We start from the raw sequence: 19,812 nt of genomic DNA on the forward strand, positions 1-19,812 counted from the left end.
TTTTGTCACTGTTTGTCCAGCCCGGCACGAAGCTCGGATATTGTCTTGCCAAGCAGCGGGTGCCTCTTGTATCCCGCTATCGCGGACAATGGTTCAAGTACAAACTCTCTCTTGTGCATCTCCACGTGTGGTATGTGAAGATCCTCACTGTCATACACGACATCATCATAAAGCAGGATATCGATATCCAGAGTTCTCGGTCCCCAGTGGATCAGCCTCTCTCTTCCCGCCGCTTTCTCTATTCCATTCACCAGTCTCAGCAGTTCCTCAGGAGTCCTGAGCGTCTCTATCTCCAGACAGCCGTTCAGAAAATCATCCTGCTCAACGCCGCCATACGGCTCGGTCTCTATAAAATCTGATACTCTTGTCACCTTGGTGTATTTATCCTTGTTCAGCTCATCTATGGCCATGTCCAGATATGATTCCCTGTCGCCGATATTTGACCCAAGTCCAAGATATGCTGTGTGCTTTTTTCTGCTTATGGACACGGACACTGTATCTACATGTACCATGACCGGAGCCCACGGCTTCTTCACCGTCACATTTACCCCTCTCACATCATCGTAAGTGAGAAGTATCATGTCTGCTATCTCCTCAGCCACAGTCTCTATCAATTTATAATTTCTGTTCTTCATGACCTTCTGTATGCCATCGCACACGCTGCCATAGTTCACAGATTTTCTTATATCATCACTTCTGCCGGCCTCCTGGGTCGACACCTGCATGGATACGTCCACCACGAACTTCTGTCCAAGGACATTCTCCTCCCTGTACACTCCGTGATGTGCAAATACCTCAAGTCCTTTTATATTGATACTGTCCATACCGCACCTCCGCTATATGTTATCTGGCACTCAGCATCGCATGCGTCATCTTGAGTGCTCTGTAGTTGCTCTTCACATCGTGTACTCTGAAGAAATCGCAGCCCTTCACAAGCCCAAGCACTGATGTGGCAACTGTTCCCTCCTCGCGCTCGGTCACCGGAAGATCAAGTGTAAGTCCTATCATCGACTTTCTCGACGTTCCGAGGAGTATCGGGAGATCCCATTTGTGGAGCAGCTCCAGATTGTTCATGAGGAGCAGATTCTGATGCAGATCCTTTGCAAATCCTATTCCCGGATCCACCATGATCTTGTCCCTGTCTATGCCTGCTGCCAGAGCCATGTTAACCGACTCATCCAGATCTGATACAACATCAGCCAGATAGTCTGTGTAATCTGTGTTCTCCCTGTTGTGCATAAGACAGCACGCCTTGTCGTACTTCGCTATGACAGCCGCCATCTTCTCATCGTACTTCAGTCCCCATATATCGTTTATGAGATCTGCACCTGCATGTATACCCGCCTCAGCCACCGCAGACTTGTATGTGTCGAGTGATACTGCCACGTCGAAATCTCTCTTTATCGCCTCTATGATCGGTGCGATCCTCTCTATCTCCTCCTCATCCGATATCTTTGTATATCCAGGTCTTGTGGACTCACCGCCAACATCTATTATCACAGCACCCTCAGCTATCATCTTCTCTGTGGTAAACAGAGCTGTGTCCATGGTGTTATGCTGTCCTCCATCCGAAAATGAATCCGGGGTCACATTCAGTATCCCCATCACATAAGGTTCTTTTCCACTCTCAAATGTCTTGTTTCCTATTATCATCCTTTTATCCTCCAGATATTAAATATCCGCACATGACGTGCGACCCCTTGGTACTTCCCTTAATATTTTATCCCTGTATTGCGTGCACTCTCCAGCCAGTAACACTGGTCTGATGCCTTGCAGTCAAAACAGTTTCGAGACAGCTTATCCGCATTATACAACACATATGCCAGTCCTTCCCGCTCAGCACCGTCTGTATTGTGTGAGCCTATGGCATCACATATCTGCTCATTCTCCTGCGTGGAAAATCCGCACTGCTCCAGTATCCTGCCCGCATACTCAACACTCAGCTCATGATGCTTCCTGCCGGTGTCATCAGGATCTGCCCGTCCCACATCGTGAAGAAGTGCCGCGGCATATATGATCTCCCTGTCTATCGCATATCCCTGTTCGATATTCATTATATACGCTATCCTGGCAACATCCAGGCAGTGCTCAAGTCCATGCCGGCAGAATATCCTGTCGGTCTCCTTGTTCCGCACAGTCTCCATGAGACGTCTGTATTCATCGTTGTATATGATCCTGTCCACTCTGTCCATCTCTGTCTGCATCAGCTTTCTATATATCCTCCATGTTCCGCACGGTCTATGATCGGCCCAATAAATGACAGCGAGCCAAATACCATAACCACCGGATCCTGCCTGGCATCAGCCAGCGTCATCGTCAGCCTCACGGCATCGTCCACATCTTCCTGCTCATAGACTTCATCTATATATGTCCCTGCCAGCCTTTTCAGCTCATGCCTTGAAAGTGCTCTCGGGTTATCCGGCTCAACTGCTATGAACGCAGAAGCCCCCGGCATCATGATCCTGAGCATCTGCTCATAGTCTTTGTCCTTGAACACCCCACATATATATATGAGGTCTCTTCCGGCAAAATACTCATCTATGTTCTGTCTAAGTGCTCTCCAGCCTCCCGGATTGTGTGCGCCATCCACATACAAGAGAGGTTTGTCCATAAGCTTCTGGAATCTTCCCTTCCAGAACGTCGCTTTAAGTCCTCTCCTTATGTCATCCTCAGTCAGCTCATATCCAAGCCTCATGAGAACATGTGCGGTCGCAGCCGCTGTGGCACTGTTATATATCTGATATATGCCCGGAACCTGAAGTTCGTATCTCTGTCCGTCATATATATATTCACTTCCACCTACTGACTCTCTGCATATCTCTATATCCTTCTCCCTGATAAGTACCGCCAAGTCCGATATATTATTCTGCTCACATGCCATATCCCACATATCCTCAAGCTCTGAGGCAAGCGGGTACGCCACACATGGGCAGTTCTTTTTCAATATTCCAAGCTTCTGTCTGTATATATCCCTCAGGGTATTCCCGAGGAAATGCATGTGATCCATGCTTATACTTGCTATTATCGTACAGACCGGGTGGCTACACACATTTGTGGCATCCTCCAGGCCTCCCATTCCGGTCTCAAGCAACAGGAAATCGACCTTTTTGTCGCAGAAATAACAGAACGCCACCGCTGTCTCCGTCTCAAACGATGTGGGTCTTCCCCAGCCGTCCGACACCATGTCATCCGCTGCATCTTTCACCGTCTCAAGATATACGGCAAAATCCTCCTCAGACATATATTCCTTATCTATCTGAAATCTCTCAAGATATGTAAATATCGTCGGAGATATATATCTTCCCACACTGTATCCTGCACTCTCAAGTATCTCGTCCAGAAATGCGCATATCGAACCTTTGCCATTTGTTCCTGCTATATGTATAACCGGGACTGCGTCCTGCGGATCGCCCAGCCTTCTCAGCAGCTCCTTTATACTGTCAAGCCCCAGAACGCTTCCCATGGTGTCCGTATATTCTATATAACTTCTTGCCTCTTCATAAGTCATGGCATATATCCGTCCCTTCTCATCTGTGCCTGATAAGTGGTGCATTCTCATCTATAGGCAGCAGCTCATACCCATCATCCCGGAGTCTTTCAATGAGCATCGGCAGTGATTCCACCGTGGTGTGCCTCGACTCAAGATCATGCATCAATATGACCACATCGTCGTGCTGCAGTGCATCCTTCATGATATTGTCGACAAGCTGCTCCGGCGTGTAGCTGCCACACACGGCATCATTGTTCAGCGCATTCCAATCATAATATATAAGCCCCTCGGCATTCACATAGTCTATCAGGGTGTTCATATCCACTCTGGATACCGTATTTGAACTGCCGCCCGGGAATCTGTAATATACACAATTTACACCTGTTACATCATACAATAAATTTCGCAATTCCTCAATATCTTCGGAGAAATCAGCAAGGCTTCCATATATTTTATCGTAATCATGGGTGTACGAATGAAGCCCCAGTGTATGTCCCCTATCCACTATATCCCGGTAGGCATCATAATAGCTCTTGTCGCGCCCCACGACAAAAAATGTCGCCTTCACATCGTATTTATCAAGGATATCCAGTATCTCCACTGTGTTCCCGGATGGCCCATCGTCAAATGTGAGATACGCCCTCTTCGTTATCTCCGGCTCCGCATCAGACTCCGTTTCATCCTTCTCCGGCTGCATCTCCCCGGTATCATTTGCCCCATCCACCTCCGATGGTGTGCTCTCATCCGCCCCCAGGACATTTGCCTGCTGCCTGACCGGCCCTCCGGCAGTATAAAAGCCCCACCTCGACTGGCTGATTATGTAATAACAACAGAAAATTATGGCAAGAAATATGGCAACCGCCAGCATAATATACTGCCATCTGTCAGTCACCTCCTGCACATTGTCAATTTTTTTCAAATGATCCTCGCCGCCTATAGCATTTTTTCTATTATATTATTTTTTATTTTTAATTATGTGTCTATTTTTTATGCCATGAATATTTCTCAGATATACGGAGAATATAAATAGCAAATATTAAAAAAAGGAGAACATGTACAATGAAAAAATACTTTTTACTTGTGACGTGTATGACACTCACCATGATCCTCTTCTGTGGTTGTGGCAATTCAAACGGTGCTTCAAGCACTGGCTCATCTTCAGCAGCCAGCACCCAGACAACATCTGAGGCTCAGAATGGTAACAGCTCTGAGGAAAACAGCACCGACTCATCTGACAAAGGCGTTGTAGGCGGAGCAGCCGACGCTGTAAAGGATGTCGCTGACGGCGTGGCCGACGGTGTAAAGGATGTCGCTGACGGCGTGGGAAACACCGTGTCAGGCATCTTCGGTTCATTCGATGATGCCCAGGACTGGTTCATGGATCAGCTTCCCGCAGGTGACGGAAGATTCGAGGTTGCCAACAGTGACAAGGATCTCACAGAATTTTCCGGTGGAAAAACAGGCTACCACATCGAGCTCCACGACAACAATAAAGAGGGCGACACCAAGGTCGGTGATTTCTATATCGACTCCAGCGATGGCAAGGTGTACAGATCCGATGAGCACGGGAAGACATTTGCAGAGTATGATTTCTCTGATTATAAATAGATGAAATATCCCGCATGAAAAAACAAGCGGCACGGAGGTATCTGAAAACCTCCATGCCGCTTTATTCTATGTTCTTATTCTGCCACATCCGCTGCATCATCAGCTTCAGTAACAGTCACTGGTTCGTCTTCACCCTTCTTGTCTGAGCTCAGCATCTCTCCTGTGAGCGGATTGATCTTGACTCCCATCTCCGACGCAATGAGATTGTACATGTCAAACTCTCTGTCTCTGGCAGCCTTCTTTCTGGCCTTTACGCCCCTGGATCTGACCAGCTCCACTATTCCGAATCCGATCATCAGTATGCCGAAGAATATGAAGCCCGCCATATTTTTTGAAAAAAATGCATGAGCCACACTTATTGCGCCTATTCCGATCATCACGATACCCATAACGAAATTGAACATATATGCTTTACCGCCTTTCACCAATCATCTGTTTACAAACGCATCTATGCCCGCCTTCTCGAGCATTCTGTCGTATTGCTCATACATATACTGGACACTGTTCTCAAGAAGATGATAGTGCATTATGTATGGAACAAGCAGCACCATGAATGCAAGTGCAAGTATCAGCAGCGATATATTGTCCGTCACTACAAATGTTATACATGTTGCAACCGTCAATACGGCAAACAATACCAGCACTATGAGGTGGATAAGTCTCTCATGCATGAAAAATCCTACCTGCGTGAGATGTCTCTCTGCCTCCCGTGCAAAGTCCACATCATTCCTCTTTAAAAGCTCATCAATATATGCTATATACCGGCGTATCCTCTTTGCCATCTGCCGCATCTTCCTTTCCTGATCCCTGCCGAACCGTCAGGCTAGTTCATCACCTTGTTCATAAAGTGCTCCCACTGTGCGATCACCTTATCATAGTAAAAACTCAGAACATAGGATTCCTCATCCACATCTATTATCATCTGATAGCATTTTCTGTCAGCATTCTCCGAAGACTTGAGCATCTCCTTTGGCTGACCCGAATAAAATACAACCTTGCCCTCAAAGCTCTTCAGCACATCCTCATAGTCCGCCCTGTCCACAGGCTTATCCGGTACTGACTCCTGGAGGACATCGTTCGCATCGTAATACTTATGACCCTCTAGCAGAAGTGCCTCGATCTCAGGCTCAGTGAATCTGACCTGCATATCACTGGCATATCTGTCAGTATAGAGCTCATTTGCAGAGTTGTCCTCTCTGACTACCGCGCCGTCAAATTCAAATTCCAGGATTCCCTGCTTCTCCGAATATATGCATCTGATCAGAGTCGCATCCCTGAAAGAGAGCGTCTCGATCTCATCTACACTCTTGTACTTCATATCTGTATCTCCAACTAGTCCATTGCCTTCTTGATGGCCGCAAGAAGCTCATCGTATGTCTCAAATGCCTCAAGATCAGGATTGTCCGCCTTGATCTGATCTGTGCTCTTGAACAGGAAGCCTGCCTTGCTCGCATAGATCATTCCCAGATCGTTGTGGCTGTCACCGCTTGCTATAGTGTCGTAGCCGATTGACTGCAGAGCCTTGACTGTTGTGAGCTTCGACTGTGGGCATCTCATCTTGAAGCCTGTGATCTCACCGTCATCTGCAACGATCAGCTCATTACAGAATATTGTAGGGTAACCGAGCTTCTTCATGAGAGGGCCTGCAAACTGTGAAAATGTATCGCTTATGATTATCACCTGTCCTATGGATCTCAGCTCATCCAGAAACTCCTTTGCTCCAGGGATAGGATCTATCTTTGCTATAGTCTCCTGTATCTCCTTGAGTCCAAGTCCGTGCTCCTTAAGTATACCAAGTCTCCAGTTCATGAGCTTATCGTAGTCAGGCTCATCCCTTGTTGTTCTCTTAAGCTCAGGTATTCCGCTTGCCTCCGCAAATGCGATCCAAATCTCAGGCACCAGTACTCCCTCTAAATCAAGACATGTTATATACATATTATATTATCCTCCGTTCTTATAAATAGTGTGAATTAATGCATGTCATACTCCTCCCGTTTCTGACCACACAGATGCATTATAGCACAGTATCACGCAGACTAACAATCACTACTTTCAGGCATTTGCCCGGACTTCTTCCATCTGTCCAGAGCGTATCCATAATCCCGGATTATCATGTCGAGCTGCACCCTTTCCGTCACTCTCATGTGGCTTCCCTTCAGGTATACTCCGTCCATGAAACCGGTCCGTATCGTCATTCCGCACTCACCTCTCATCGCAGCCGGTCTTTTCACCACACTTGCCCCCGCCGCCTTCTGAAGCTCTTCGTACCTTTCATAATTCTTCTGCCATGCCCTCATATAGGTCTCAACTTTCCTTCCCGGAATATTGACCCTCACTCCACCATAGCGTCCATCCGGCCCCGGGAAGAAATACTCTATCCTGAAGTCATTCTCACTTATTATTAGCGTACCGCCGCTCGCCAGCTCTTCTCTGCATGTTCTTCCCATAACTTATCCTCACACATTCCTGAGACTTTCAAATGTATTGTAAATGTTCAGCAGGCCATATCCCCACTCGGGATTCGGATACTGCCTGATCTCCAAAAGCCCGCCCGAACTTCCCGGTCTCACCGCTCCCCTTATCAGGTAGCCCCTTATCTGGTTGCCGTTTATATTCCTTATCATCTTTCTCCCATACGACCACTCAAGCATGATGGCACTGCAGCCCGCAGTGTACGAAGCCGCCACTGAGGTGCCGCTTCTTATAACCGTCTCCCCGCTGGCTCCTTCTCCCCTTATATTCACTCCGGGAGCGAGAAGATCCGGTTTCACCCTGCCGTCCGCCGTATAGCCTCTGCTGTTGTCGATATACAGATTACCATTTGAGTGATCATATGCGCAAGTGCATATCGCAGTCTCCGCCACCGCCGGGCTCGTTATGGTCACTCCCGGATCACTTGACACAAATCTCGTCCCCGGGGATACAAAGCTGCTTATGGGCAGCCACGCGTTAAAGCTGAGCTCCGTGGTTCCAACACCGTACACCCTTATCCGCCATATACCATTTGCCGGGGTTATAAATCTGAGCATGATGAGCTCCTGCCCAGCAGAATCCTCTACGAGAAAATAGTCGACATATATCATCCCACCTCCAAATATCGGACGGATGATCGAGCTCCTGTCATACCTCGGCGATATCCTCTCTATAAATTCCCCGCCGGGAATCTCTATGGCCACCGAGTAGGTATTGGTGGACTTACCCCATATCTCAAGTGTAAAGCTGTTGTGATCTGCCACATCGATCTCAACGACATCATATGCCCCTGTGACGATCCCGGAATAATGATGTCCTGCTCTCCCCTCGTTGCCACCGGCAGCAGATACCGCAAACCCCTGAAGATCTCCTATGTTGTTTATATATTTGTCCAGCGCTCCCGCCCCCGTATGGCTTCCACTGTTGGTCCCAAGCGTCACGAGTATGCTCATAGGCATGCGCAGCTTTTTCTGCTGCTCAAGCAGATATGCTATCGCTGTCATTATGTCAACCTCACTGTACGCATTTGCATCCGATGGAATACCATAAAAGCTGCGGAGATTCTCCTTTGCCTGCTTTAACTTCACCACCACCAGGTCTGCCGACGGAGCCACACTCACAGCCGTTCCCGCGCAGAAGCTTCCATGCCCGGTGGTATCCGTCAATATCCTTTGTCTCTCATCCACAGCAGCCTGTATCTCCTCCGTGCTATACTCCCTGCCGTAGCCGTATGATGCGTTGTCAGCCTCCTCCACAGTCTGATCCCACGCCGCAAGTATCTTTGTCTTACCCCCATCCCGCACAAATGAACTGCCAAATATATCGATCCCCGTATCAACGATGCCAAGCAGTATCCCCTTTCCGGTGAGTCCGAGTATATTTTCCTGCTGGATATTGATAACCCCTATAGCCTCAAGAGCCCCCACATCGTCCATCAGGCCGTACACTTTTGGGAAAAGATTGTACTCAAGCCTTGAAAAACTCTCCATATACCCGGCCGGAAACGGCTGATATGCCACCGCATATCTGTCGTCTATTATGTTGAGCCCGTATGGCTGATACAGATCCATCAGAGCTTCCCTGTCTCCGTTGTATTCTATTATATATTCCACATAATCCTCTGAGTAAGCAGCATCTGATATCACCGCACATTCCTCCAGGGGCAATCTATATAGTATATGCAGCAAATTCCGAATCTTTACACAAAAATACCGCAGCACGGAAATTTCTCCGGCTGCGGTATGTCTCCATCTGTACATTATATGTACCGGCTATATTCTATTTTATTGTTTTGTATCAATATACTTCTGAACCTGCTGCTTCAGGATATTGAACTGGCATGGACCTGTCTCGAGAACGACTGTATTGAACTCCTTCAGGTCAAACTTTGATCCAAGCTGTTCCTCAGCATAATCCCTGATCTCCTGCATCTCATAGAAGCCTGTTGAATAACTCTGGTATACGGCAGGATCACCTATCATGGTAGTATACAGATCGTCGGCGGCATCGCCGTTGAATCCCTTTTCATTCAGGTAATCTTTTGCTTCCTGCAGTGACCAGCCCTCATAGTTGATTCCTATATCGATCCTTCCACTTATAAGATAATTGATCTCATCGTTTAACCTGTACAGTTTTGCAACGGTGTCCGAATCAGATGCCCCATCAAATGTGTAATAGTTTATGGCATCATAGCACGCATACATTGCCCAGCCCTCCTTGTATCCAAGGAAGCTTAATATGGTACGTACCGGTTCAGGATCTGTTGACATGTAGTATGCATTCTGCAGCATGTGTCCCGGATATCCCTCATGGGCAAGTGTGGTCCACATACCATCCGTATGTTTGCCATTTACCCTGATAAGGTTGTTGTCCTGGTCATCGATCGCAGGTGACATATAGTATGCCAGCGTATTCTCCTGAATATCCTCAAGGCTCTTATCAAGCTTCTTCGCCTGATACTTTATCTCTCCAAAGTCTGGGTAGTTCTCGGTGGCTGTATTCATGAGTATATCTATTATTTCTGAAGGCTCCTTTGAGTCACTGTCTCCAAAGAGGTCATCGTAGTGCTCCACAAAATATTCATATGAATCGTACTGTGTCATGGCTATGGAATACAGATCTGTCATGAGATCTGACAGGTTGTCATCCAGCATCTGTGCCACTTCCTCAGGTGTCTTATCAGTTCCCGCAGCGTCCTTCAAAAGGTAAGCGTAATACTCTTTACCACCTTCATAGCCACACACACCGCCCTGGTTCTTACCGGTTCCCTTGAGCGATGACAGCACATCTATAACATCCTCATATGCAGGTATAAGACTTTCCGCAACGGCCTTCTTATTCTGTTCCTCAAAGTCCGCTATCTCGTCCGCAGTCAGAAAGTCCAGCGCCTCGATGTTATCGTTGAACACCTGTATCATGAAGTGATTGTCCTTGTCCTTGATGAAGTCTTCGCACTGCTCGATGACCTTATCGCACACGGCATCACTCATAAAATATCCCTTCTCGGACTTTGTCTTCTCAAACTCTAGATTGTCATCAAAATAATCCCTTACCATTCCAAGCACCTGGAGATATCTCTCCACATCACCCTTGTCGTCAAAACGGTAGTCTGTGAAATATGTGGATATATTCGACTGCAGTCCCTTCATAGGTGAGAACGGCTCGCTGAGGTATATGTTCAGATAACCCTCTGACTCCGTCTCCAGATACTGATTAAGTATATCATATGTGAGCTGCTGGCTCTCCGTGAGATCGTCCCTGTCAAATGACTTGAGCTTGTCAAAGGACTCATCAAACTCAGCCTTACGTTTTTTGATTCCCTCATCGCTCATATCCGAATCGCCCAGAGATACCTCCGGCTCAGGAATACCAAGGGCATCCCCATCCTTTATCTCATAGTTGTACGAGAGTGTGTCCGATGTCACACTGTCCACATACTCATCGTGCAGATATTCCTCGAACTCCTTCTGCACCTTTGTGTAGTTGTCCGCATTATCCTTTATTGTTCCTGTGATAGTCTTCTCATCAAACATATGAGAAGTACATGCAGTCATCGACATGGCCATGGCTCCGACAACAGCAGCCACGACAAATCTTCTCATATTCTTTTTGAATCTGGTCATACATCTACTCCTTACTTAATATATTGTCCCTTCACATAACCTATCTACACATTGTATGCCATAAACCATACTATTGTCCATTTATTTTATGTTAAGGTTACAATATACCGAGTCCGTCCAGAACAACCTTTACTCCTATGAGTATAAGTATGATACCTCCGGCAAGCTCAGCCTTTGACTTGTACTTTGTTCCGAATATACTTCCGATCTTCACTCCGACCGCTGAACATATGAATGTGATACATCCTATGAATAATACCGCAAGTATGATATACAGAGTGGACAGCTTGAGGAATGCAAATGACACTCCAACCGCCAGTGCGTCTATGCTGGTTGCAACCGCCAGAAGGAACATGACCTTAAAGCTCATATCTGCATCTACTTCCTCTTCCCCGCCAAACGACTCCTTGATCATGCTTCCGCCGATGAACAGGAGGAGCACAAATGCGATCCAGTGTGACCATTTGCTTACCAGATCTGCAAAAAAGCTTCCGAGGACATATCCTACCGTCGGCATAAGTGCCTGAAATCCTCCAAACCACGCACCTGCGATAAGCATGTGCTTCACCTTGATGTTGCGCAGGGACAACCCCTTACAGATAGACACGGCAAATGCATCCATTGAAAGACCAACTGCCAACAGGAATAACTCTGCAATACTCATAATTTTTCTCCTTGATATAGATTTGACGGATGCAGTCACAGACACATATAAAAAGAGACCTCCCGGGCAGCTAAAAGCTGTCCAGAAAGTCTCATCATCTACAGTAATACCAGATTCACGCCATCATCGACCGATGGCTGTCAATCATTATGTTGATATCACAACACATGCTCTGCGCTGACTACTCCCTTAATGAACGGTGATATTCTAGCATATTGATAAAATATTATCAAGTAGCATTTCCCTGTTATCGCATTATTGTCATTACAGATCTGTTCAGTCCTGCTTATCGATCTGAGTTGCGCTTGCCTCCTCAAGTGCCGGTGTTCCGCGCAGTTCTATGATTGGGCTTCCCTTGCCCTTTATATAATCACCTGTGATGGTCACCCTTCCTATGGTGTCATCCCTTGGGATCTGGTACATGATATCCAGCATGAATTTCTCTATAATTGCACGCAATGCTCTGGCTCCCGTCTTCCTCTTGATCGCCTCCTCGGCTATCGCCTCGTATGCCGAATCGTCAAATCTAAGATCCACCTCATCCAGTGCAAGGAGCTTCTTATACTGCTTTAATATCGCATTCTTAGGCTCCTTGAGTATGCTCACGTACATATCCTTGTCCAACGCATCAAGTGTGAAGAGTACCGGAAGTCTTCCAAGGAACTCAGGTATCATGCCAAACTCACGGAGATCCTCGGTTGTAACCTGCCTCAGCAGATTCGGATCATCATCATATTTGTCCTTGAGTTCAGCCTTGAAGCCCATGGACGCCTGCTTGCTGATCCTCTGCTTGATGATCTCCTCTATATCAGGAAATGCTCCACCACATATAAACAGTATGTTTCTTGTATTGATGGTCGTCATGGGAACCATAGCATTCTTGCTGCCCGATCCCACAGGCACCTCGACATCCGCGCCCTCGAGGAGCTTTAGCAGTCCCTGCTGTACGGATTCGCCGCTCACATCCCTGCTGTTGCTGTTCTGCTTCTTGGCGATCTTGTCTATCTCATCTATAAACACGATTCCTCTCTCTGCCTTCTCCACATCGTTGTCGGCGGCGGCGAGAAGCTTTGACAGAACGCTCTCAACATCATCGCCTATATAACCGGCCTCAGTGAGAGTTGTGGCATCAGTTATTGCGAGAGGCACCTTGAGAAGTCTTGCTATGGTCTTGACTATATATGTCTTACCACAGCCTGTAGGTCCCACCATCAGCATGTTGGACTTCTCTATCTCTATATCATCCATGGTATCTGTGAGAACCCTCTTATAATGATTGTATACAGCCACGGATATAACCTTCTTGGCATATTCCTGTCCCACAACATACTCGTCCAGCATAGCCTTGATCTTATGAGGAGCCGGAATGGTCTTAAGCGTGAGCTCTTCCTCCTGCTTCTTTTCCTTTGGCGCCTTCTTCTTGACCTTCTGTGACTTTGGCACGTCATTCTGTGCCTTGAACTTGGACATGTCTATATTGCCAAATGGCATGTTCGTAAGATCTATGAATTGCATATTGCCAAGCCCCGGCATGTTGCCAAAACCGGAATTGTTAAAGCTGTCAAATGATCTCTGCATGCAGTCCGCACATATATTTATATCTCCAGGCATATGTATCAGCTTGCCGGCCACGCTCTCCGGTCTCCTGCACAGGTAGCAGTATTTCTCGTAGTCGTCATCGTTGTCCTTATCATCCGATGCATGTCCATCTGTATCCACCGTATCCGGTGTCTTCTTATCTATATCATCATAATTCTCTGCCATATCTCATTTTCCTTTCCTGATTATACATATAGTCTCAGTCAGAAATATAATAACACACATATACCACATTTACCAACACCTGCAAATATGAAATTACTGTAAAATAGCCGTGACCAAACTCCTCATACCATCATTTTCTCCTTAATAATATTAAGTCAAACTCCCGTTTTTTATGTCATTTTACAACTGTGGTCTTTCGAATCGTTTTTATATTTCAGCATTTGCGAAGTGCTATGGAATTGGATTTTTCGCTATGCTATAATCATAAAAAATAAATCCAACGGGTAAAAGGAGGACTGTAATTATGAAGAAACTTGAAATCGTAGTTCGTTCAGAAAAGCTTGATGATGTAAAGTCAATACTTGATGAGTGTGAATCAACAGGTGCCATGGTATCAAACATCATGGGTTACGGTAATCAGAAGGGATATAAGACAACTTACAGAGGAAGCGAATATGTTGTAAACCTTATTCCAAAGGTAAAGATCGAGACCATCGCAGCAGACGATGTTGCGGACAAGATCATTTTCAAGGTTTGCGAGAGAATATCCACAGGTAAGATCGGTGATGGTAAGATCTTCGTATATGATGTGGCAGATGTCGTTCGTATCCGTACAGGCGAGCGCGGAGAGACAGCACTCTAATAAGCACAGGTATCCAGTATCATTTCTTTTTCTAAATTGGCAGGCAGTGGCATTTGTACACTGCCTGTTTTTTATCGTTCTGCTCTGTCTCCCAGTATCTTCAGCAGACCCCCCGGGGTCATCCCTGTATACCACTTAAACTCTCTCTGGAAATGCGCCTGGTCAGAATATCCCATGTCATCCATATAATCCGTGACATGTCCGCCCGGATGCTCCAGCATTTTTCTCACAGTCTCCCTGATCCTCACGATGCGGGCAAATCTCTTGGGACCCATCCCCAGTTCCTCCACGAACCTTCTATGCACGTGTCTCACTGTACACCCCATATTCGCCGCCAGCTCAGTTACACTCACCTTGCCATTTGTAGTATATATGGTGTCTGCCTGCTTCATAATGCCAGCATCTGTCATGACTGCATTCTTCCACAAAGGCTCACAAGACTCTACATAACCTGTAATTATATCCATTGCAGCTCCCAGCGAATCTCCGGAATTTTTGTCCGCACAGCCCATACCATCCGTCAGCAATCTTCCAAACGGCTTCATATCACACACAGCCAGCGCTTTCCTGTTGAAGCAGGAGTCCATCTCCACTGATATAAAGCTGCAGCTTCCATCAATATCAACCGGAGTATCGAGATCCCCCAGACACACCTCTCTTATATGTCCATCCATACATACCAGGCATATACCCGCATTTTCCTGGGGCACAAGTCTTATCCCATCCATACTGTACCCCGCCCTCACATATACAGACCGGTCATTCTTTTTTACAAAATGTGTATATATCTCATTACAAAAATTAACATTCAATAAAATCTGACTATTCATAAGCAATGTCTCCATAATTTTATTTATCTTTGCCACATCTTTGCTTTATTATATTAAGTCATCACAAAATATAATAAGGTTTATCGCCCCATGTCCGATTTATTCAATATTTTACCATATCTCAATACTATACTCAACCCAAGTTAGTAATTGAGGTGTGGCACTGAGATACTTATTATCAGTCATATCTCAGTGACGTACGATCAGATATAATGTGCACAAAGATGTGTTTTGTCAGGAGCATACCTGGCGGGACGCATCTTTTTTTATTATCTGATCACTTCCACAACTACAATGTATTAAAAGGAGGAATGATTATGGAAGACGTAAGCACAATTGTATTTGGAGTATGGTTCCTCGTTGGAGCCGCACTGGTATTCTGGATGCAGGCCGGATTTGCAATGGTTGAGGCCGGTTTCACAAGAGCCAAGAATGCCGGAAACATTATAATGAAGAATCTCATGGATTTCTGTCTCGGTACAGTTTCATTCATGATCCTCGGTTCATCACTTCTGCTCGGCAGCAGTGACTGGGCACTCGGAGGTTTCATCGGAAAACCATCATGGGATTTGTTCCTTCACTTTGAAAACTATGACTGGTCAAGCTTCGTATTCAACCTTGTGTTCTGTGCAACAGCAGCAACCATCGTGTCAGGAGCTATGGCAGAGAGAACAAAGTTCTCTGCATACTGCATATACTCAGCTATCATCTCACTGCTGATATATCCTATTGAAGCTCATTGGATCTGGAATCCAGGCGGCTGGCTTGTAAAGCTTGGCTTCCATGATTTCGCCGGTTCATGTGCCATCCACATGGTAGGTGGTATATCAGCCCTGATAGGAGCAGCATTACTTGGACCTCGTATCGGAAAGTTCAATAAGGATGAGAATGGCAAAGTAGTAAAGGTTCACACCTTCCCTGGTCATAACCTTCCACTCGGCGCACTCGGTGTATTCATCCTGTGGTTCGGCTGGTACGGATTCAATGGTGCAGCCGCAACATCTGTTGAGCAGTTAGGTTCTATCTTCCTCACTACTACTATCGCACCTGCACTTGCAACAGTTTCATGTATGATATTTACATGGCTCAAATATGGCAAGCCTGATGTGTCAATGTGTCTCAACGCTTCACTCGCTGGTCTCGTTGCCATCACAGCTCCTTGTGATACAGTCGATGCTTTCGGCGCAGCTATCATCGGTATCGTTGCCGGACTTCTCGTAGTATTCGGAGTATGGCTCTGTGACCACGCATTACATGTTGACGATCCTGTCGGTGCCGTAGCCGTACATGGTGTAAACGGTATCTGGGGAACTCTTGCTGTTGGTCTTTTCTCTACAACTTCTGTTCCTGGAAACGACACATTAAATGGTCTGTTCTATGGCGGTGGAATACATCCACTCCTCATACAGTTACTTGGATTTGCAGCAGTTGCAGCATGGACAGCAGTTACGATTACCATCGTATTCCTGATAATCAAGAAAACTATCGGTCTTCGAGTATCTGAGGAAGAAGAGATCAAGGGTCTTGATCCTACAGAGCATGGTCTTCCTACAGCATACGCTGATTTCCTGACAACAAAGTAATCCATAATATATATTTGCAGCAAAAAGCCTGCGGTATGAATAAAATTCATATCACAGGCTTTTTAATATATTCACATACACAGCTTTCTCTAATTACGATTTATGTCCTGCCGGGCTGCATGCTGCTTTTCTTACAAGCTCTTCCTCATGTAGTCCTTCAATATATCGCTGTACTCTTCCTGATGCTTGAACATATATACGCAATGGCCATAACCCTTTCTGACCGTTATCGTCGCCTCAGGATAATACTTCTGTATCAGCTTGCGGCACACAATGTGCGAATCCCTGCTGCCAAACTCAAAAAACAATCTTCTCTGCACATCTGCCGGAAGCATACTCTGCTCGTATTTGAAGCTGTTGCAGGTATGCACCATACATGCAAGCGCCTTCTTGTCTGTCCTGCCCATGGAACCGGAAAGCTTCTTCATCACGTCAGAATCTATCTCTGCCGCAGAATACATCTTCGCCGCAGCCTCCGGGTGCTTCTGCATGCCTCCCATCATCCCGCGGAACATCCATTCAACGCCCTTCATTCTCGTGAGTGCAGCCCCTTCAAGCACTGAACACTTCACCGTGAGCCAAGGACTGTCAGCCACAAGATACATGGCCACGACGCAGCCCAGGGACGTAGAAAACATGAGATCCAATGTCTTTATATCATGATCTGCAAGCCATTTGCCGATCTGTACAGCGTCCTGCTCTGCCCCCTCAAAACTTCCCATATCACTTCCATGCCCAGTGAGATCCGGCGCAATTATATGATACTCACTGCGCATTTTCTCTACATATGGAAGCATCATCTCATGACACATCCACATGCCATGTATAAGCAGTATATGCGGATTCTTCCTGTCTCCATACTCGTGTATTGTCATCTCTTACCCCCTGTAAAAGCATTAGTTAGATTATCCTAACCTATGACATATTATCACAGAAAGGCACCTATATACAACACAATATTGCACAAAGAAAAAAGATCCCAGTCATTACGACCGGGATCCGTCTTAAAACAAACATCTATAGATTAAAGACTGTAAGAACCTGATTCTCCATCAGCTGTATAATATACCATGCCTGTTTCTGGCTGGTAGTATACGTTCAATTCCTTAACTGTCTTATTGCCAATAACTTCCTTCACCTTAGCAACGATTGCTGCCATCTCGATCTGACCGCCAGCGAACTCAACAAATACATTCTCTGTTGTCTTAGCTGGAGCTGCCTTCTTTGCTGGAGCCTTCTTTGCAGGTGCTGCTGCCTTTGGCTCTTCCTTCTTAGCTGGTGCTGTTTTCTTTGCAGGTGCTGCCTTTGGCTCTTCCTTAACTGGAGCTGCCTTCTTTGCAGGTGCTGCCTTTGTCTCTGTAGCTGCTGTCTTCTTTGCAGCTTCCTCTTTCTTAACTGCCTCAACCTTAGCAAGTGCTGCTGCAGGTGTTGCCTTTGTTACCTTCTTTGTCTCATCTGCCTTCTTTGCTGTAGCCATGATTCTTTCCTCCCAAATAAAAAGTATCTATGTAATCTTATGTATTTATTTTCAAGCTAGGTTGATATTACTCCATTTTTTATATTTTTTCAATATAACCAAATTCTTTTCTCCCTTTTGTATCGTTTTGGGAATTGATTTACAATAAATGGCAACACTTTACACAAAAAGGCGGTCACAGATCGTTGTAAATCCGTGACCGCTTTTGTCATTTTGTACAAATACACACACTAATTCGTGAGAATATTAACCACTTCACTCAATTTCATTCCGTTTGATCCCTTCAAAAGCACTATATCCTCAGGCTTCATGAGCGCCATAAGGTATATCGCGATCTCCTCCGTGTCAGTGAATGACACAGTCTTGGCATACTTCGTATCACAGGCATCCAGAGCTTCCTTGATCTTCTGGGCATGCTCTCCGATGACTATGACCTCATCTATCTTCTTATCTCTGAGATACTCTCCGACTTCATAGTGGTACTCATCGCTCTTCTCTCCGAGCTCAAGCATATCGCCGAGCACGATATACTTCTTGCCCTCGCACTTCATGTCACAGAGGACATCGGTGCTGGCCTTCATGGAATCGGGGCTTGCATTGTATGTATCGTCTATGATCGTGTATTTGCCAGGAAGCTTGATGACCTTCTGTCTGAGACCTCTGAAATTCTCAAATGCCTTCGACGACTTCTCATATGGAACTCCAAGCTGATGCGACACAGCCATGGCCACCAATGAATTGCGCACGTTGTGCAGTCCCATCACTCCTACCTTGACAGTTACAACGTCATCCCCATGTACCATATCGTATACAGAATATCCATCCTCCATGCGGATGTTAGTCGCTCTGAAGTCCATGCCCTCGCCGCAACCATATGTGTATACCTTACATGGTATCTCATCCTTGACCGCATACAGCATAGGATCATCACCGTTGATATACAGTGTTCCATTCTCGCCCATGCCCTTGATAATGCTGAGCTTCTCCTTGCGGGTGTTCTCCAGTGAACCCATATATTCTATATGTGCAACGCCTATGGTCGTTATAACGCATATATCCGGCTGAGCTATATCAGTGAGGATGTCCATCTCACCCGGCTCGCCGATTCCAAGCTCAAGAACAGCCGCATCGTACTCGTCTGTCATCCTTGACACCGTGATAGGCTCGCCGTACACCGAATTATAATTGCCCTCTGTGTGGAAGCACTTCATTCCAGCACTGACAGCCGCTGTGATCATCTCTCTTGTCGTGGTCTTGCCCACGCTTCCTGTAACCGCCACAACAGGCATATCGTATCTGTTCCTTATATACTTTCCAATGGCCTGCAATGCCTTAACAGTATCATCCACCCTGATATACGCCTTGTCCGACACCACAACATTGTCATGCTCCGATGTGAGTGTGGCTGCTGCAGTCTGAAGTGCTGATTCTATAAATCTGTGTCCGTCGGTTCTTGTTCCTATGATCGGCACGAACAGATCGCCCTCCTTGGCCTCCTTAGAGTTTATACAGATGTCAGTGAGAACAGTGTTCTCATCTCCGCAGAGGAGTACGCCTCCTGTAGCTTCCAGAATATTTTTTACTGTTATATCTACCATCACTATCCCCTTTTTTCATATTGATAAAATATATACAACCGGGCTTTACCGCCGCTCCGG

20 protein-coding genes and 1 pseudogene are annotated in these 19,812 nt (G+C 46.2%); 3 read left to right on the forward strand and 18 right to left on the reverse strand.

The annotated features are described in order from the left end of the window. Positions 1-5: 5 nt before the first annotated feature. The 5 genes from folK to DW159_RS05525 are packed head-to-tail and all read right to left on the reverse strand — an operon-like array spanning position 6 to position 4,409. The gene (gene folK, locus DW159_RS05505; protein WP_015533886.1) at positions 6-824 is read right to left on the reverse strand and encodes a 2-amino-4-hydroxy-6-hydroxymethyldihydropteridine diphosphokinase; all 819 of its coding nucleotides are present in this window, start codon (positions 822-824) and stop codon (positions 6-8) included. A 19-nt stretch (positions 825-843) separates the two neighbouring features. Beyond that, the gene (gene folP, locus DW159_RS05510) at positions 844-1,653 is read right to left on the reverse strand and encodes a dihydropteroate synthase (protein WP_117549231.1); all 810 of its coding nucleotides are present in this window, start codon (positions 1,651-1,653) and stop codon (positions 844-846) included. Between the two features lie 59 nt (positions 1,654-1,712). After that, positions 1,713-2,204: an HD domain-containing protein gene (locus tag DW159_RS05515; protein ID WP_015533888.1), complete on the reverse strand. Its 492-nt coding sequence runs from the start codon at positions 2,202-2,204 to the stop codon at positions 1,713-1,715. After that, positions 2,204-3,508, reverse strand: coding sequence for a bifunctional folylpolyglutamate synthase/dihydrofolate synthase (locus DW159_RS05520; protein WP_242992617.1), 1,305 nt, complete (start codon positions 3,506-3,508; stop codon positions 2,204-2,206). The genes DW159_RS05515 and DW159_RS05520 overlap by 1 nt, the downstream gene beginning before the upstream one ends. Before the next feature lie 19 nt (positions 3,509-3,527). Then, positions 3,528-4,409: a polysaccharide deacetylase family protein gene (locus tag DW159_RS05525; RefSeq protein WP_238051350.1), complete on the reverse strand. Its 882-nt coding sequence runs from the start codon at positions 4,407-4,409 to the stop codon at positions 3,528-3,530. A gap of 140 nt (positions 4,410-4,549) precedes the next feature. Between DW159_RS05525 and DW159_RS05530 the strand changes: the two genes are divergently transcribed. Next, the gene (locus DW159_RS05530) at positions 4,550-5,098 is read left to right on the forward strand and encodes a hypothetical protein (protein ID WP_117549238.1); all 549 of its coding nucleotides are present in this window, start codon (positions 4,550-4,552) and stop codon (positions 5,096-5,098) included. Between the two features lie 74 nt (positions 5,099-5,172). On the opposite strand, the gene DW159_RS05535 is transcribed toward DW159_RS05530, so the two are convergent. The 9 genes from DW159_RS05535 to clpX form a co-directional block, all read right to left on the reverse strand. Next, positions 5,173-5,502 (reverse strand): DUF308 domain-containing protein, encoded by a 330-nt coding sequence (locus DW159_RS05535; RefSeq protein ID WP_117549241.1) that lies wholly within the window; start codon positions 5,500-5,502, stop codon positions 5,173-5,175. A gap of 24 nt (positions 5,503-5,526) precedes the next feature. Continuing rightward, a complete protein-coding gene (locus tag DW159_RS05540) occupies positions 5,527-5,880 on the reverse strand; it encodes a hypothetical protein (RefSeq protein WP_117549243.1) in 354 nt (117 codons plus the stop codon). Between the two features lie 41 nt (positions 5,881-5,921). After that, the gene (locus tag DW159_RS05545; protein WP_015533893.1) at positions 5,922-6,416 is read right to left on the reverse strand and encodes a hypothetical protein; all 495 of its coding nucleotides are present in this window, start codon (positions 6,414-6,416) and stop codon (positions 5,922-5,924) included. 14 nt (positions 6,417-6,430) lie between these two features. After that, complete coding sequence (thrH, locus tag DW159_RS05550; protein WP_015533894.1) at positions 6,431-7,033, reverse strand: bifunctional phosphoserine phosphatase/homoserine phosphotransferase ThrH; 603 nt, start codon at positions 7,031-7,033, stop codon at positions 6,431-6,433. Positions 7,034-7,134: 101 nt separating this feature from the next. Then, the gene (locus DW159_RS05555; RefSeq protein ID WP_015533895.1) at positions 7,135-7,545 is read right to left on the reverse strand and encodes a hypothetical protein; all 411 of its coding nucleotides are present in this window, start codon (positions 7,543-7,545) and stop codon (positions 7,135-7,137) included. A gap of 9 nt (positions 7,546-7,554) precedes the next feature. Further along, positions 7,555-9,216, reverse strand: coding sequence for a S8 family peptidase (locus DW159_RS05560; protein WP_117549245.1), 1,662 nt, complete (start codon positions 9,214-9,216; stop codon positions 7,555-7,557). A 138-nt stretch (positions 9,217-9,354) separates the two neighbouring features. Further along, entirely contained in the window at positions 9,355-11,193 is a 1,839-nt protein-coding gene (locus DW159_RS05565) for a DUF885 domain-containing protein (RefSeq protein WP_117549247.1), read from the reverse strand. A gap of 97 nt (positions 11,194-11,290) precedes the next feature. Then, on the reverse strand, positions 11,291-11,857 hold the full coding sequence (locus tag DW159_RS05570) for a manganese efflux pump MntP (RefSeq protein WP_117549249.1): 567 nt from the start codon (positions 11,855-11,857) through the stop codon (positions 11,291-11,293). A gap of 276 nt (positions 11,858-12,133) precedes the next feature. Continuing rightward, positions 12,134-13,621: an ATP-dependent Clp protease ATP-binding subunit ClpX gene (clpX, locus tag DW159_RS05575; protein ID WP_117549250.1), complete on the reverse strand. Its 1,488-nt coding sequence runs from the start codon at positions 13,619-13,621 to the stop codon at positions 12,134-12,136. A 304-nt stretch (positions 13,622-13,925) separates the two neighbouring features. On the opposite strand from clpX, the gene DW159_RS05580 reads away from it, so the two are divergent. Then, on the forward strand, positions 13,926-14,264 hold the full coding sequence (locus DW159_RS05580) for a P-II family nitrogen regulator (protein ID WP_015533899.1): 339 nt from the start codon (positions 13,926-13,928) through the stop codon (positions 14,262-14,264). A 71-nt stretch (positions 14,265-14,335) separates the two neighbouring features. Here the strand turns inward: DW159_RS05580 and DW159_RS05585 are convergent, their stop codons facing one another. After that, a complete protein-coding gene (locus DW159_RS05585; protein ID WP_158547580.1) occupies positions 14,336-15,094 on the reverse strand; it encodes a helix-turn-helix domain-containing protein in 759 nt (252 codons plus the stop codon). 311 nt (positions 15,095-15,405) lie between these two features. Here DW159_RS05585 and DW159_RS05590 point away from each other — a divergent pair. Further along, positions 15,406-16,662, forward strand: a pseudogene (locus DW159_RS05590) (ammonium transporter); the annotation flags it as partial. A 146-nt stretch (positions 16,663-16,808) separates the two neighbouring features. On the opposite strand, the gene DW159_RS05595 reads toward DW159_RS05590, so the two are convergent. The 3 genes from DW159_RS05595 to DW159_RS05605 form a co-directional block, all read right to left on the reverse strand. Next, on the reverse strand, positions 16,809-17,552 hold the full coding sequence (locus DW159_RS05595; protein WP_117549256.1) for an alpha/beta fold hydrolase: 744 nt from the start codon (positions 17,550-17,552) through the stop codon (positions 16,809-16,811). 149 nt (positions 17,553-17,701) lie between these two features. Then, positions 17,702-18,154, reverse strand: a complete 453-nt coding sequence (locus tag DW159_RS05600) for a DUF6465 family protein (protein WP_117549258.1) — start codon at positions 18,152-18,154, stop codon at positions 17,702-17,704. A 230-nt stretch (positions 18,155-18,384) separates the two neighbouring features. Continuing rightward, on the reverse strand, positions 18,385-19,752 hold the full coding sequence (locus DW159_RS05605) for a UDP-N-acetylmuramoyl-tripeptide--D-alanyl-D-alanine ligase (protein WP_022215917.1): 1,368 nt from the start codon (positions 19,750-19,752) through the stop codon (positions 18,385-18,387). Between the last annotated feature and the right edge of the window lie 60 nt (positions 19,753-19,812).

Source organism: Coprococcus sp. AM14-16, assembly GCF_003434675.1.
GTDB classification, from domain to species: Bacteria; Bacillota; Clostridia; order Lachnospirales; family Lachnospiraceae; genus Coprococcus; species Coprococcus aceti.